We start from the raw sequence: 13,848 nt of genomic DNA, 5'->3' as shown, positions 1-13,848 counted from the left end.
GAGACAAAAGGAAATCTAGTCGTGCTCTCGCGGTTGGGATGTCTCTGGGGATCGGAACACAAGCCCAGTTCAGTTACGGTCGACACCGTGGCCGGAGAATGACGCCGCCCAAGGGTCGGCACGACCCTAACCCCAATACCAGGTGCCTGTCGCGACGGTACATTAACTGATTGTCCGAACATGAATCGGCTTGCCGTTCGTGCTCTCAGTCCAGCGTACCGAATCACGCTGGGCGCGACCTGCGCTTTGAGGACGTGATGAAGCTGCTGCATATGATGCGGTTGTGGGTAGAAGCCCTGTGTGCCGCGCACTGGCCGTCCGTCTACCACGCCATACTCCGGTTGTGGGGCAGATCAAACGGCATGAAGGTGTTGCAGGTGGCGCTCGTGCGCAGCGGCGACGTTGTGCTCGACGTGGGAGCGAATCGCGGCATCTTCACGGCGCTGCTCTCGAACCTCGTGGGCGCGAATGGACGGGTGCACGCCTTTGAACCATCGCCCACGACCTGTCAGTTGCTACACCAATCGCTTGCGGAACGCGCGCGCCTCCCGGGCAATGTGGTCATCAACCAATCCGCCGTCGGCGACGAACATGGCGTGACCACGCTGTACACGCCACACGAAGACCATGGTCAGGCATCGCTCCGGACGCACGATGCGGGATCGTGGTCGGCAGACGTGGCGGTCGGCGCGCTCCAATGTCCCATTACGACGCTTGATTCGTATGTGGATTCCCAGCGACTCACGCGTGTGGATATCGTGAAGATGGATGTTGAAGGAGCTGAGTTGCTCGCGCTGCGCGGATTCGCCGCGGGTCTCCGCCGCTTTCACCCAGTCGTGATCTGCGAACTGTGTGGGGCTTGGACTCACGCGTTTGACTATGCGCCAACCGCAGTCATCGCTCTGCTGCGAGAAGCAGGGTACGACACATTCTACCTGGTGACTGATGGTGGCGACCTCCGGCACCTCACAGATCCCGTCGAGTTGAACGACGGTGCATCGCACGACATTGTGGCCGCCGTGAACGCGGCACATTCGGATCGACTGCGGCGCGCGTTGAGCGCCAGTGAACGCAGTTAGCCGTCAGGATACGGGACCGATGTTAGGATTCGTGCAGCGCAACACTCCGAGGTAACTGCCGTGGGCTGGAAGGGAACGCTCGTCGAAGGACCGCTGGCGATCACGAGTCGCCTCGCGGCATCATGGGGCCCACTTCCCTCGATGCCACGGGAAATTCTTGTGATTCGTCCGAACGACCTCGGCGATCTCCACACGACCACGCCCGTGTTTGACGCCTTACGTCGACGATTTCCCACGAGTCGTATCGTCGCGGCCGTCGGATCGTGGGGAATTCCGATTCTCGCCCATAATCCGAACATCGACGAAGTGGTCGCGCTCGACGCGCCGTGGAACAATAAGTTCGTCGCGGACCAGTCGTGGGGAGCCGTCGCGAAATTTCTCTTCCGGTCGGAGCAGGTCGCATCGCTTCGTCGCCGCGGCGGCTTTGATGTGGGGATCGACGTCCTCGGCAGTCATGTCGGGGCGCTGCTGATGATGCGGCTCGGCGTTCGATATCGAGTCGGCGTACGCGGATACCGCGGCGGATGGACGGCCTGTCAGCAATACGTGCGGTTCTCTGAGCGCGTGCACGTGGCTCGTGCGGCGCTCGATCAAGTGGCACTGCTGGGCGCGACAGAACTTCCCTTGGCGCGGCCCCAACTGTTTTTGACGGATACTGAGCGACAGAGCGCTGAGCGGTTGTGGGGCGCGCGCCGATCGGGTGCCGTGCGCTTGCTCGTGGGTTGTGGCGGCGGATTGGCGAGCAAGTGTTGGCCAACGGAACAGATGGCCGCCGCGCTTCAGCGACTCACGCGTGCGGAGCTCGGCGACCGCCGTTTCGAGGTGCTACTCGTGGGTGGCGAAGCGGATCGCGCGCGCGGCATTGAGATTGTCGCCATGACCAATGGAGCGGTCCGCTCGGTGTGCGGCGACACACCGCTCCGCACCACGTTCGCGCTTTGCGAAAGCGCCGATGCCGTGCTGACGAATCCGAGTATGCTGTCCCACACGGCCGCTGCGTTCACACGTCCGACGATTGTGGTGCTCGGCGGCATGCATCAAGACGCGAAAGCGTACGACACGTTGTGGGGCTATCCGTCGCCGTACCGGAGCATTGGACCGGTGACCGCCGCGGAGCAGCAGAGCGGATGGCCGGATGCGGCGACCGTGGCGGCGGCGGTGCTGGCGCAGGTGAGCTGACCGTCATTAGGCGCTGCGGCGAGCGCCGAGTGTACGACGTCAGTTTTGCGCGACGGCGCCCGGCGTGCCGTGCGCGATCAATCGCTTGATAGACGCGATGCCCAAGAATGGGCCGATGGCGAGAAAGGCGAACACCCACGGCCATCCCGCACCGCGGACGATCATCGGGACGATCTGCACGCTGAGCGTGGTGAGCAGAAAGCCAAGTGAGATTTGCAGGGTGAGCGCCGTACCGACCGCGTGCGCGGGAACGCTCTCGGTGACGAGTACGCTGAACTGCGCGCTGTCGGCAATGATGAAGAACCCCCAGACCAGCGCCAGCGGTGCGAGCAGCCAGAGCGACCGGCCGAAGGCGAATCCGACGAGCGCGCAACAGGTGCCACTCACCAACAGTGCGCGTGTGACAAGGGTAGTACGTCCGATGCGATCGGCGACTAATCCACCCCAGACGCAACCGGCGCCGCCAACCGCAATGACACTGAATGAGAGTACCGACACAAATGGTGAGGCGGGTGCGGTAAGCGAGTGCGCGTCACCCGCGACGCTCGCTGCCACGAACGCGGGAATCCACGTCCAGTAGGAATACAGTTCGGCCATGTGCCCCAAATAACCACCCGTCGCCAATCGCCAACGGCGAGACCGCACCACATCGCCGGTCAGCGACCACGAGAACGGACGATTGGGAAATGCATGTGGCCCGTCGCGGTACGTTGCCAGCACCACAAGCGCGGCGAGCACCGCGCTGAGCGACGCCGCAAGCGAAACTGTTCGCACGCCAACGTCTGGAAACACATGGACGAGGTAGGGTCCGGCTTTTCCAACGGTTAGTGCGCCCACGATTGTACCCACGGCGAGTCCGCGCTGTGCTCGGAACCAGGTAGCGGCCATCTTCAGTGCGGGCGGGTACACCCCCGCTAAACACAAGCCGCATGCAAAACGACTGGCGAGCATGGACGGATACGATACGTCGAGCATCATAGGCAGATTGGCCACAGCTCCGAGCACCGCTGCCGATGCAAACAGCGTGCGTGCGGCGACGATGTCGGAAATATTCAGGAGCGCCGAGAGGGCCGTGCCAACGACAAAGCCAGATTGCACGGCGGTGGTCAGAGCCGCGACCTGCCCACCGGATAATCCAAAGCGTAGTTGCAGTTGCGGTGCGACGGCGCTCCCAACAAACCAGAGCGACATGCCCAACAATTCCGCGATGGACAGAAAGGCCAGCATGCGCCAGCGCGCCGGCAGGTCATCGGTGCTTGCAGTCGCCGCGGCTTCGTTTGTGCGGCTACCGCTCATCTTGGAGTGGCGAGTGTTGCGCGTACTTCCCGCCGCCACTGTCTCCAGTACCGGAGCATTGTTGCCAGCTCGACCACCATCGAGACCGCAGCACTCGCGCCATCCGCGCTTAACGGCGCGCGCGCAATCGCGTGCAGTCGTCCCCGAACCACGGCGCGCAAATTCCCAAGCAGTGTGTGGGGCTGCTGATGAATAGCCGAAAACAACATGTGCGCCGCATGCCACGGCGCGGTCTCCGCTCCCCAACGCTCGCGGCGCGGCGGGTGATCGACGATGGCGAGTGGTGCGAAGCGCCACGGTAGCTTGGCGGCAAAGACCCGTACCCGAAGGTCGGCGTCTTCCATGTGCGGCACGGGATAGCGTTCGTCGAATCCGCCAACGGAATCAAATGCATCGCGACGGATCGCGAGATTCGACGTCCACCAGCGGCCACCGAGTTCATTCACTGGCGCGTGTTCGCGGGGCGACCGTACCCCAACGCGGCACACGGTTCGGCCCTCCACAGCACTCACGCCATCACTGGCGGCGAGGAGTTGCTCGAGCCAATCGCGATCGGGAAGGGTGTCGTCGTCGGTGAAGGCAAGCCATTCGCCGCGTGAGGCGCGAACGCCGGCGTTGCGGTTGGCGGCCGGGCCGCGGCGTGGGCCCGCCGTGTAGTGCGCCCAGGGGAACCGCGCCTGCAGCATGGTGCGCGTGTCGTCGGTGTGGCCGTCGTCGGCAACGATGACTTCGTAGTGCGTCGCGTCGAGCGTTTGCTGGCCAGGGGCGAGCCGTTCTAAGCAGGAGCCAAGCGATTCCAGCCGATGCCGTGTGGGAATAACGACCGAAATGCGAGGCGCAGGCGCTGCGGTCGGATCAACCATTGAGCGGATCGTTCCACCCATGGCTGCGCCGCCACACTTTCCGGTCGAGGCGCCACGCTTTCTTCACTGAAAATTCCTCACTCCCCGGAAACAGCTCCGCGTCATCCATCGCGTCGTTGAAGTTGTTGCCGTTGGCCGACATTTGATCGGCCCAGTGCAGCAACTCCGCCTCGAGTGTCATGGGGCGCACGGCGGCGCCGTACTCGGGCTGTCCGTGGTGCGACTGAATAAAGTGGTGCAGTTCCGTTTCCTGTGCGTCGGTGAGCGTACCCACGGGGAGCGCACGCAGGCGGCGATCGAGCATCAGGGAGCCGAGGACGATGTGCTGCAGGAGGAGCCCCTGCTGCGTGTAGTCGAAGCCACCGGCGCCAATGGAATACGTTTCCACTTTACCGATGTCGTGCAGGAGCGCGCCGACGGTGACGAGGTCGACGTTGCCACCCATGGTTTGCGCGGCGGTCCGTGCCATTGCTGCCACTTCAACCACGTGCTCCAGCAGTCCACCGACCAGTGCATGGTGTCCGCGCGGTGCGCCGGGCGCGCGCTCAAAGCGTGCGCGAAAGGTGTCATCGGCAAAGAAACAGTCGACGGCCGTGCGGAGTGCCTTTGATTTGATCGCGGCGCGCCAGCTATCGATGTCGTGCCAGAGTTTGGCGGGGTCCTGCTTGATGCGCGGCAGAAAAGCGTCGGTGTTCACCGCGGACGGCGCGACCACGCGCACTGAGGTCAGCTTGATCTGCCGACGTCCCTGATAGTTCTCAATCGCGCCAATGACCTGCACCACCGAACCTGATTTCACGCCGTCGAGGAGCGGGAGTTGCTCCTTCCAGACATTGGCGCCAATGGTGCCGGTGGCGTTTCCCATTTGCAATGCGGCGAAGGGGTCGCCGTTCTTGGTGGTTTTGTCCTCGCGCACACGCACCATCAACTCGTGCTGTACACGATCGCCTTCGCGCAGGGCGGGGATGTCGAGAATGCTCATCGGGTCACGAAGGCGATGGGGGTGTAGTGGTGCCGGTGTGTGCTCAGGGCTTCCAGTCGGCGATGAACAGATTGGTCTCGTGTTCCTTCGTCGCGTGGCGGTTGGAGGCCCAGATGATTTTCTTGCCGTTGGGGCTGAACATCGGGAAGCCGTCAAACTCTTCGTTGGTCGTGATCTGCTCCAGGCCGGAGCCGTCGAGGTTGACCATAAACAGATCGAAGTTGCGGCTCTTGGGATTCTTGTAGTTGGACGAGAAGATGAGCTTCTTGCCGTCGATTGACCACGACGGCCCAAAGCTCGCGCCGCCCAAGTTCGTGACCTGATGATTGTTGCTGCCGTCGGCGTTCATGATGAACAGATCCATCTTGTTCGGCCGGATCATGCGCTGCTTGAGCAGATCGCGATAATCCTTCAACTCCAACGAATCGGTGGGGTGATACGCGCGATACACAATCTGCTTACCGTCGGGCGACCACCACGGGCCGCCGTCATAGCCCGGAAGGGTGGTCAGCTGTTTCACGTTGGTGCCGTCGACGTTCATCGTGTAGATGTCGAGGTCGCCGCCCTTGAGTGACGTGAACACAATGCGCTTGCCGTCCGGGGAGAGCACCCCTTCGGCGGTGTACGTGTCGTAGTTCGTGAGGCGCTTGAGCCCCGTACCGTCGCGATTGACCGTGAAAATGTCGAACGGGTCAATGCCCCACACGTAGCCTTTGGAATAATCCGGCGACGGCGGGCAGAGTGAATCGGCGGCGTGCGACGACCCAAAGAAGAGGCGCTTGCCGTCGTTGAGGAACCAGCCGCAGGTCGTCTTGCCGGCGAGCGGCGAAACGCGCTTGAGACCCGTGCCGTCGGTCTTCATCACGTACTGCAAGTCGCAGGCGTGCCCGTTCTTTTCCGGCGTGCCCTGAAAAGTGATCCACTGACCGTCGCGCGAGAAATACGCCTCGGCGTTCGTGCCGCCGTTGGTCAGCTGCTTGATGTTGGCGAAATGCCGCTCTTCGCCCGCGTCAGCTGTGCGGGCAATGGAAGTCTGAGCGTACAGCGCGGTCGCCGAGCAGAGCAGGGCGACCGCGAGGGAAGTGCGACGGATCATGGGAGGATGCGGCAAGGGTTACGGGTTGGCTTTCTTCGTGGCTGGGGCCGGCGTGTTGCCCGCGAGTGCGAGGAGTTCGCGCGTGGTCGGCCCCTTCTTGAGGAACTCGAGCGCGCGGAGCAACTGCCGGTCTTCGTGCAAGTCACGACGCTTGGCGGTGCTGTCGCCAAACGCGATGCTCGAAATCTTGCTGTCGAGCGTGCGATCGATGTACCGAATTCCCGCCGCCCAGTCCTTTTTGTCGATGACGAGGCCGCGCTTGACGAGTCGCTGATAGAACTCTTCACGCATTTCCGGCGTGAGCGTGAAGTCGGACTTCACGTTGGCCTTCTGTTCGAAGGCGTAGTCGTAGAGCGCGAGGTACGCATCCTGCTGCTTGGAGAGCAGGGCGCGCGAGAGCTTCTGCTCGACCGTCGGAAGCGTATCGTATGGGACGATCACGTCGGGCGTGATGGCGCCACCGCCGTACACCACGCGACCCCCATCGGACTTGAACTTGGGGCGCGCCTTTCGTGCGGAGTCGCTTTCCATTGAATCCGGATGCGATTCCACGAGCGAGCCGTCGTCGAGCAGCTTGCGGTCCTTCTGAATCGAACGGCCGCTCGGCGTATACCACTTGGCGGTCGTGAGTTTGATGGCGTAGCCGCCGTCGAGGCGATACATCGACTGCACGAGTCCCTTACCGAACGAGGTCGTGCCGATGATGAGGGCGCGATCGTGATCCTGTAGCGCGCCAGCGACGATTTCCGATGCCGACGCCGTGTAGCCGTCAGTGAGAATGACGATCGGCAGGGTCGGCACCATCGGGCTCGCCGTCGTGACGTGCACCTGATCCGGTTCCCCGCGCCCGCGCACCGCGACGATCTCCTTGCCCTTGGGCAGGAAGATGTTGCTCATCGTGATGGCTTGCTCGAGATAGCCACCCGGATTTCCGCGCAAGTCGAGAATGATCGACTTGGCACCTTCGCCCACGAGGCGCTGGAGATTCTGCGCCACTTCTTCGGATGCGGTTTCGCTGTAGCCCGTGACGGGGATGTACGCCGCCTTCCCTTCGAGCATCATCGCATACGGCACCGCCGGAATGCGCACGACACGCCGCGTGAACTGCACGGCGAAGACTTCACTGTTTCCGGGGCGCGAAAAACGCGCGGTGACTTTTGTGCCCGGCGGGCCCTTGAGTTTGCTCGAAACCTGTTCGGTCTTCCAGCCACGCGTGCTTTGCGAGTCGACGCCGACGATGCGATCGCCGATGCGAATGCCCGCTTCTTCAGCCGGTGTGTGCGGAAACACTTTGGAGATGACGATGTTGCCATCTTGCGGCTCGATCTGCATCCCCACGCCGGCGTAGAATCCGCCGGTCGTCTGGTTGAAGGCCTCAAGCTGCTTGGGCGAATACAGTTCGGCGTACGGATCCTTCAATTCGGCGACAAGACCGCGGGCTGCTTTTTCGTACAGCGACCCCACTTCGATCGAGTCAACGAACTTGTCGTTGATCAGCGAGAGCACCTGACTAAACAGGCGCTCGCCCGACTGAGCCGTCCGCTCCTGGATGGCAAAAGCGCCCCCCACGAGAGGGACGAGAAGGAGGCAGAGAAGCGCCGCTTTGCGGGAGGGGGACGTCATAGGAATAACCGACCGACTCTATAAGGGAACAGGAGAATACCCTGTCTCTACGCTCCACGCAAAGGAACGTTCCGAGACAGTATAGTTGTGAAATTTCGGCGGAAAACGTGATAACTCTCTACGCCGCAACGACCTAGCCGTTTAACTCGCCTTCGCGCCGAGTTGATAATTTACCCTCCAGGCGCGCCCTTCCTGTACAAACTGTGCTTCGCGAAGCAATCCCGCTGCCACGAGCATCTCGTGTGCCGGTTGTAGGACGCGCTGGAGATGCGACGGAAACCGTTGAATCAACGGTACCTGATTCGCAAGTTCGTCCAGGTCCACGTCCCAGGAATTGCCGACCGTCACACGGACGCCCTCAAGTAGCCGATAGATGCGGCGTGCGACCGGTGAGTTCAGTGCGAAATAGCGTGGTGCGATGAGTGTCGTGGTGTGACCTGCCGAGATGTTGGCGCGCAACACCGAGGCAATCACCACGCGTGCGTCGCCGGGCTCGTTATTAGTGAGTGTCGAGAAAAGCGCGAGCTGATCGCGATCCGTCTGTCGGCGGCGGTCAATCTGTACGGTGGAGAGCACCGTGAACTGCGACTGCAACTTGGTGCCGCTCACGGCGTCGTCGTACGCGCCGTCACTCTCGAGCGTGGTGCGGTGAAGCCGCGTGAGGGCCGCGCGTAGCTGTTCATACGTGCGGCCATCCACGCGGCGGCCCATCGAGCGGAGGAAGGCGTGCAGGGTAAAACTCACGGCGCCGTCCGACGGGGCTCCGGCTTCTTGATACCGACGCAGGAGTTCGACATACACATCCTGATCGAACGTTCCCGGCAGGCGCTCGCCCGGCGCTGGAAGTACGCGCCACCGAGCGCCCGAGGATGTGGTAAAGTCGATGGCGCCGTCCTCGGCGGAATCGCTCAGTCGAAACAGTGGAAGTAATTCGAGCGAGCGGTCGAGGAGAACGAGGCGAGCGAGCTGGCGCCGCGCGGTGGCCATCATGCGCTCGTGATGACTAGGGGATGGACCCTATTCACGACGGCGTCACCTGACGTCCTCGCGCCCCAGCGCGGCACGGACCGACTCACGCATTGCCACCACCGCGTCGTCGCGTGCGGCGGCGACATCGTCGCGCACGTGTAGTTCGACACCATCTGCCACCGGAATGCGACGCCAGCTTACGGTGCGCTCGTCGTCGTGCGGGACCACTTCTTCGGCACCGCCATCCAGTGCGCGGGCGAGCGACTGTGCCACTCGTTTTTCGAGCAAGTCGCCGCTGAGGCCTGCCATCTCGATTTTAATTGCCTCGAGGGCATGGCCTTCGCGCTGTCGGACCTTGATGGCGAGGAGTTGGAGCAGGTGACGGTACAGATACGTTGCCGCCGTTCCTTTTCCCTGCGGATGGTCAATCAGTCCGTTGGCGACATAAAAGCGTACCGCACGCGCGCTCGGCGCGGCCCGTGCCGAGGCGTTAGTGGGTCGCATACCAGCTGCGTCCACAAGCGCCGTGGCGTGCGCCGCTAGTCCGCGGGCATTCCACGGAGCGTGCCGCGCGTGAGCGCGGAGCAGGGCGACGGGCGATTCAGCCATTGACCAACAATAACGCTCGTGGAGGCAAACTTCGAGCGAACGGCCATCTCGACTTAAAACGCGCACGGCGGGGTGCAGTGCTTGCACCCCGCCGTGCGCTATTCAAGATGAAGTACCGGATGTCGGCTACTTCTTGGGCTTGGCTTTCTTGACCGCCTTCTTGGGGGCGGGCTTTTTGGCCTTAACGGCCTTCTTTGGGGCCGGCTTTTTGGCTTTGACGGCCTTTTTGGGGGCGACCTTCTTTTTGGCCTTGGCTACGGGCTTCGCCGCCTTTTTTGCCTTGACTACTTTCTTGGCTTTGGCTGCCGGCTTCTTCGCTGCCGGCTTGGCCTTTGCGACGGGCTTGGCCTTTGCTACTGGCTTCGCCGGCTTTTTAGCGACGGCTTTGGCTTTTGCCGCCGGCTTCGCCGCTGCTTTTGCAACTGGTTTGGCCGCTGGTTTAGCGACTGGTTTAGCCGCTGGAGCCGGCTTTGCAACCGGCTTCGCCGCCGCGGCTTTGGCCTTCGGGGCTGCTGCAGCGGGCACCACCACTACTGGTGGGAGCCCAAATGCCGCGTTTTCAGCAGCTTTTTCTGCGTTCGGACGACGCCCGCGCCGGCGGGGGGCGCTGAGCCCACCGTCGAACAGGTCGGATTCTTCTTCGTCGGCACTTTCGCCGGCGTCGACGAGTTCCGGCTCGGCGTCGTCATCGTCATCGTTGTCTTCGGCGCTGTCCCACAGCGAATCGCTATGGTCCTTGTTGATGGCCCAGCCGCCGTCTTCGTCTTCGTCGTCATCGTACGGGATGCCCGCGCTGCCGCCGCTAAAGCTTGCCGGCTCGTCGTCGTCGCCGTCGCCGTACATGCGCTCGTTTGTCACTTCATCACCGCGCGCCATGGTTGCCTCCTGTCATTTGAAATGGCTCTTTCACTACCGCTGAATACACTACGCGACTCGTTGCGTCAAGCGTGGGAGCGCGCGTCGACTGCTGCGAGTACCGCTCCCGACTCATTTTCCGACTCCGTTTCCGTGGTAGCGACCGGTCGGCGTCCGCCCCCAACCCACACTGCCATATCGTCGAGCAAGGTATACACCACGGGCACTACGAACAACGTCAAGAGCGTGGAGGTGATCAACCCACCGATCACCGCATGGGCCATCGGGGCCCGCTGCTCCGCGCCTTCGCCGATGGCGAAGGCCAGCGGGAGCATGCCGAAAATCATCGCCACGGTGGTCATGATGATCGGGCGGAGACGAATACGACCGGCCTCAAGAATCGCGGCCAGACGGTCTTCGCCCTCCGCGCGGCGTTGGTTGACGAAATCCAACAGCAGAATGCCGTTCTTGGTGACGAGTCCCATGAGCATGATGATGCCGATCATGGACATGACATTCATCGTGCCCCGCGTCACCAGGAGCCCAAGTCCCACGCCGAGGAAGCTCAGTGGGAGGGAGATCATGATGGCCAGTGGTTGGAGGAACGATCCAAACAGCGAGGCCAAAATCAGATAGATGAATACGACGGCGAGGGCGAGCGCCTCCGCCACGTACCCCTTGGTGTCGTTGAGTTCTTGCACGCTTCCCGTGAAGACGGTGCGGTAGCCTGGGGGCAGGACGAGCGAGTCGATGGCGGCACGGGCCACGTCGGCGATATCACCTACGGGCGCCCCGGGGAGCACCTGTGCGTTGATGCGAATCTGCCGTTCGAGGGCTCGGCGTTCGATGGACTGCGGTCCGACGCCAGGCACCACATCCGCGACCTGCGACAGCGGCACGACCGCGGGCAGCCCGGTGCGGCTGTCGATCCCAGATCCGTTTACTGGAATATTGGCGACATCCGCCGCGCTTGAGCGTAGTGAGTCGGGATAAATCACGACCACGTCGTGCGAATAGCCGAGCGGATCCTGCCAGACGGTGGCGCGCTGGCCGGTAAACAGCGGTTGCAGGGTGCTAGCAATGCTGGCGATGCCGAGGCCGGCGGCCCAGGCCTGCTGCCGGTCCACGCTCACGTTGAGCTGTGGCACACTACCTTCGTCGCTCGACTGCGGTTCGGCGATACCGGGAATGCGCTTCATCACCTCGAGTACTTGGCTCGCAATGAGCTTGAGGCGGGCCGGTTCCGGGCCCTGCACATTGACTGTGATTGGCGCGCCGCGTCCGCCGAAAATGGTCGGCGTTTGGCCGATGCTGGCGCTGATGCCAGGAAACTTTGAGAGTTGGGCGCGCAGCGCGGTCTGCACCTCGAACTGTGAGCGCTTGCGCTGGTTCCGCGGCTTCAGCCGTACGCTGATATTGCCGTTATTGATGCCGCCGCCGCGTCCGCCGTTCGAGAACGCGGTGAAATCCACTTCGGGCATCGAGCGGATGAAGTCGTCCATCGGTTTACCGCGCGCGATGACGTAGCTCAGGCTCGAGCCTGGTGCCACGCGGAAACTCACGTTGAACTCGCCACCGTCGAAGTCCGGCATCCAGGTGAAGCCTAGGCGCGGAATGATAACGGCGGCCAAGGCAATGGATGCGAGCGCGCCGACTACGACGATCCCACGGTGACGGAGCGCGGTTGCGAGCATGTGGGGGTAACGATCCGCAGTGCGTTCGAACCAGCGATCAAAACGCAGGGCGATTTTGCGGATAAAGCCGGCGCTGCGCCACGCATCGCCACCGTGCTGCATGGCTTCGGGGTCGTGCCAGACGCTCGAGAGCATGGGGTCGAGCGTAAATGAGACAAAGAGCGACACCAGCACGGCGAAGGCGACCGTCATGCCGAACTGATAGAAAATTTTGCCGATCGTGCCGCCCATAAAGGCGACAGGAATGAACACGGCAACCACGGCGAGCGTGGTGGCGAAGACGGCCAATCCGATTTCGTCGGTGCCGTCCTTGGCCGCGCGGTGATGGTCTTTGCCCATCCCGAGATGACGCACGATGTTTTCGCGCACGACAATCGCGTCATCGATGAGCAACCCGATGGCGAGCGAGAGTGCGAGCAGCGTCATCGTGTTGATCGTAAACCCGAGCGCAAACATGGCGAAGAACGCCGAGATGATGGACACCGGGAGCGTGAGCCCGGTGATCACGGTCGAGCGCCACGAGTTCAGGAACAGATAAATGATCATCACCGTCAGGACCGCACCAAGTCCGATGGTGAGCTGTACGTCGGCGAGAGAATCCTTGATGTGTCGCGAGTCGTCACGCGTGAGCGTCAACCGCACGTCGGCCGGAAGCTGGCGTTCGATGTCACCGATCACAGCCTTGACGTTATTGGCGACCGCGACCGTGTTGGAGCCCGAGATCTTCAGGACGTCAAGCGAGAGGGTCGGCGTCGTCTTATCACCGCGTCCAACGAACGACGCCGAGCGACGTTCCGCGATCGTGTCGATCACGTGGCCGAGATCGCGCACGCGAATCGGCGTGCCCGCGCGCACGACGACCACAACATCTTGAAAGGCGATGGGGTCGGTGACGCGCCCCGTGACACGCACGGCGCGTTCGTTGTCGCCCTTTTTGATACGGCCCGCTGGCACTTCCTGGTTTTCACGGGCGAGCGCACTCGAAATAACGTCTGGGGTGAGTCCGGCGGCGCGCAGCGCGTTCGGGTCAACCTCGACGTGGATTTCGCGTGTGGCGGTGCCGTTGAGCTGCACGCCGCCGACGCCGTTGACCGACTCGAGGCGTGGCCGAATGACTTGATCGCCGAGATCGGTGAGTTCGCGGAGCGACCGCTCGGAACTCGACATCGCCACCGTGAGAATCGGCTGATCGTTGGGATCGTAGCGCGAGATGGTGGGCTCGTTGATGTCGCGCGGCAACTGACGCCGGATGCGGCCGACCTTGGCCGACACCTCCGGCTGCATGCGCGTGGGATCAATGCCGAGCTTGAACTGCAGGCGGACGTTGGCCGAGCCTTCGGACGACGTGGACGTCAGTTCGTATAGGCCGTCGACGGTGTTGAGCGCCGTCTCGATGGGACGCGAGACGTCACGTTCGACCACTTCGGGCGAGGCGCCCGGATAACTCACCGAGACGCTGATCGTGGGATATGTGACGTCGGGATATTCGTCGACGGCAAGTCGTTTATACGAGACGACACCGAGCACGACGAGCGCCACCATCATCATGGTGGCGAACACCGGACGCTTGATACTGATATCGGAGAGGAACATCGAACGGGGT

General features: G+C 62.5%; 11 protein-coding genes. 2 read left to right on the top strand and 9 right to left on the bottom strand.

Features of this window, described 5'->3' with window-relative positions; translation table 11 throughout:
- Nucleotides 1–257 precede the first annotated feature (257 nt).
- Together NTZ43_13230 and NTZ43_13225 are read left to right on the top strand one after the other, a co-directional pair.
- Nucleotides 258–1,079, top strand: a complete 822-nt coding sequence (locus NTZ43_13230; protein MCX5768176.1) for an FkbM family methyltransferase — start codon at nucleotides 258–260, stop codon at nucleotides 1,077–1,079.
- Nucleotides 1,080–1,139: 60 nt separating this feature from the next.
- Nucleotides 1,140–2,258, top strand: coding sequence for a glycosyltransferase family 9 protein (locus NTZ43_13225; protein ID MCX5768175.1), 1,119 nt, complete (start codon nucleotides 1,140–1,142; stop codon nucleotides 2,256–2,258).
- Nucleotides 2,259–2,297: 39 nt separating this feature from the next.
- On the opposite strand, the gene NTZ43_13220 is transcribed toward NTZ43_13225, so the two are convergent.
- The 9 genes from NTZ43_13220 to NTZ43_13180 all read right to left on the bottom strand — a co-directional run bounded on the left by NTZ43_13220 (nucleotide 2,298) and on the right by NTZ43_13180 (nucleotide 13,838).
- Nucleotides 2,298–3,554 (bottom strand): MFS transporter, encoded by a 1,257-nt coding sequence (locus NTZ43_13220; protein MCX5768174.1) that lies wholly within the window; start codon nucleotides 3,552–3,554, stop codon nucleotides 2,298–2,300.
- Entirely contained in the window at nucleotides 3,551–4,417 is an 867-nt protein-coding gene (locus tag NTZ43_13215; protein MCX5768173.1) for a glycosyltransferase family A protein, read from the bottom strand. Before NTZ43_13215 ends, NTZ43_13220 begins: the two co-directional genes overlap by 4 nt.
- Complete coding sequence (locus NTZ43_13210; GenBank protein MCX5768172.1) at nucleotides 4,410–5,399, bottom strand: HD domain-containing protein; 990 nt, start codon at nucleotides 5,397–5,399, stop codon at nucleotides 4,410–4,412. Before NTZ43_13210 ends, NTZ43_13215 begins: the two co-directional genes overlap by 8 nt.
- Nucleotides 5,400–5,442: 43 nt before the next feature.
- Nucleotides 5,443–6,495, bottom strand: coding sequence for a hypothetical protein (locus tag NTZ43_13205; GenBank protein MCX5768171.1), 1,053 nt, complete (start codon nucleotides 6,493–6,495; stop codon nucleotides 5,443–5,445).
- 18 nt (nucleotides 6,496–6,513) lie between these two features.
- The gene (locus NTZ43_13200) at nucleotides 6,514–8,118 is read right to left on the bottom strand and encodes a S41 family peptidase (GenBank protein ID MCX5768170.1); all 1,605 of its coding nucleotides are present in this window, start codon (nucleotides 8,116–8,118) and stop codon (nucleotides 6,514–6,516) included.
- Between the two features lie 141 nt (nucleotides 8,119–8,259).
- On the bottom strand, nucleotides 8,260–9,108 hold the full coding sequence (locus NTZ43_13195; GenBank protein ID MCX5768169.1) for a replication initiator protein A: 849 nt from the start codon (nucleotides 9,106–9,108) through the stop codon (nucleotides 8,260–8,262).
- A gap of 42 nt (nucleotides 9,109–9,150) precedes the next feature.
- Complete coding sequence (locus NTZ43_13190) at nucleotides 9,151–9,591, bottom strand: hypothetical protein (GenBank protein ID MCX5768168.1); 441 nt, start codon at nucleotides 9,589–9,591, stop codon at nucleotides 9,151–9,153.
- 231 nt (nucleotides 9,592–9,822) lie between these two features.
- Nucleotides 9,823–10,572, bottom strand: coding sequence for a hypothetical protein (locus tag NTZ43_13185; protein MCX5768167.1), 750 nt, complete (start codon nucleotides 10,570–10,572; stop codon nucleotides 9,823–9,825).
- 65 nt (nucleotides 10,573–10,637) lie between these two features.
- On the bottom strand, nucleotides 10,638–13,838 hold the full coding sequence (locus tag NTZ43_13180; protein ID MCX5768166.1) for an efflux RND transporter permease subunit: 3,201 nt from the start codon (nucleotides 13,836–13,838) through the stop codon (nucleotides 10,638–10,640).
- Nucleotides 13,839–13,848 lie beyond the last annotated feature (10 nt).

Source organism: Gemmatimonadota bacterium, assembly GCA_026387915.1.
Taxonomy (GTDB): Bacteria; Gemmatimonadota; Gemmatimonadetes; order Gemmatimonadales; family Gemmatimonadaceae; genus Fen-1231.
This window is presented reverse-complemented; position numbering and strand designations above follow the sequence as displayed.

Excerpts from the sequence above, each read along its gene's own strand:
- NTZ43_13230 (MCX5768176.1), top strand. The coding sequence starts at position 258 with ATGAAGCTGCTGCATATGATGCGGTTGTGGGTAGAAGCCCTGTGTGCC.
- NTZ43_13220 (MCX5768174.1), bottom strand. The coding sequence starts at position 3,554 with ATGAGCGGTAGCCGCACAAACGAAGCCGCGGCGACTGCAAGCACCGAT.
- NTZ43_13215 (MCX5768173.1), bottom strand. The coding sequence starts at position 4,417 with ATGGTTGATCCGACCGCAGCGCCTGCGCCTCGCATTTCGGTCGTTATT.
- NTZ43_13210 (MCX5768172.1), bottom strand. The coding sequence starts at position 5,399 with ATGAGCATTCTCGACATCCCCGCCCTGCGCGAAGGCGATCGTGTACAG.
- NTZ43_13205 (MCX5768171.1), bottom strand. The coding sequence starts at position 6,495 with ATGATCCGTCGCACTTCCCTCGCGGTCGCCCTGCTCTGCTCGGCGACC.
- NTZ43_13200 (MCX5768170.1), bottom strand. The coding sequence starts at position 8,118 with ATGACGTCCCCCTCCCGCAAAGCGGCGCTTCTCTGCCTCCTTCTCGTC.
- NTZ43_13195 (MCX5768169.1), bottom strand. The coding sequence starts at position 9,108 with ATGATGGCCACCGCGCGGCGCCAGCTCGCTCGCCTCGTTCTCCTCGAC.
- NTZ43_13190 (MCX5768168.1), bottom strand. The coding sequence starts at position 9,591 with ATGCGACCCACTAACGCCTCGGCACGGGCCGCGCCGAGCGCGCGTGCG.
- NTZ43_13185 (MCX5768167.1), bottom strand. The coding sequence starts at position 10,572 with ATGGCGCGCGGTGATGAAGTGACAAACGAGCGCATGTACGGCGACGGC.
- NTZ43_13180 (MCX5768166.1), bottom strand. The coding sequence starts at position 13,838 with ATGTTCCTCTCCGATATCAGTATCAAGCGTCCGGTGTTCGCCACCATG.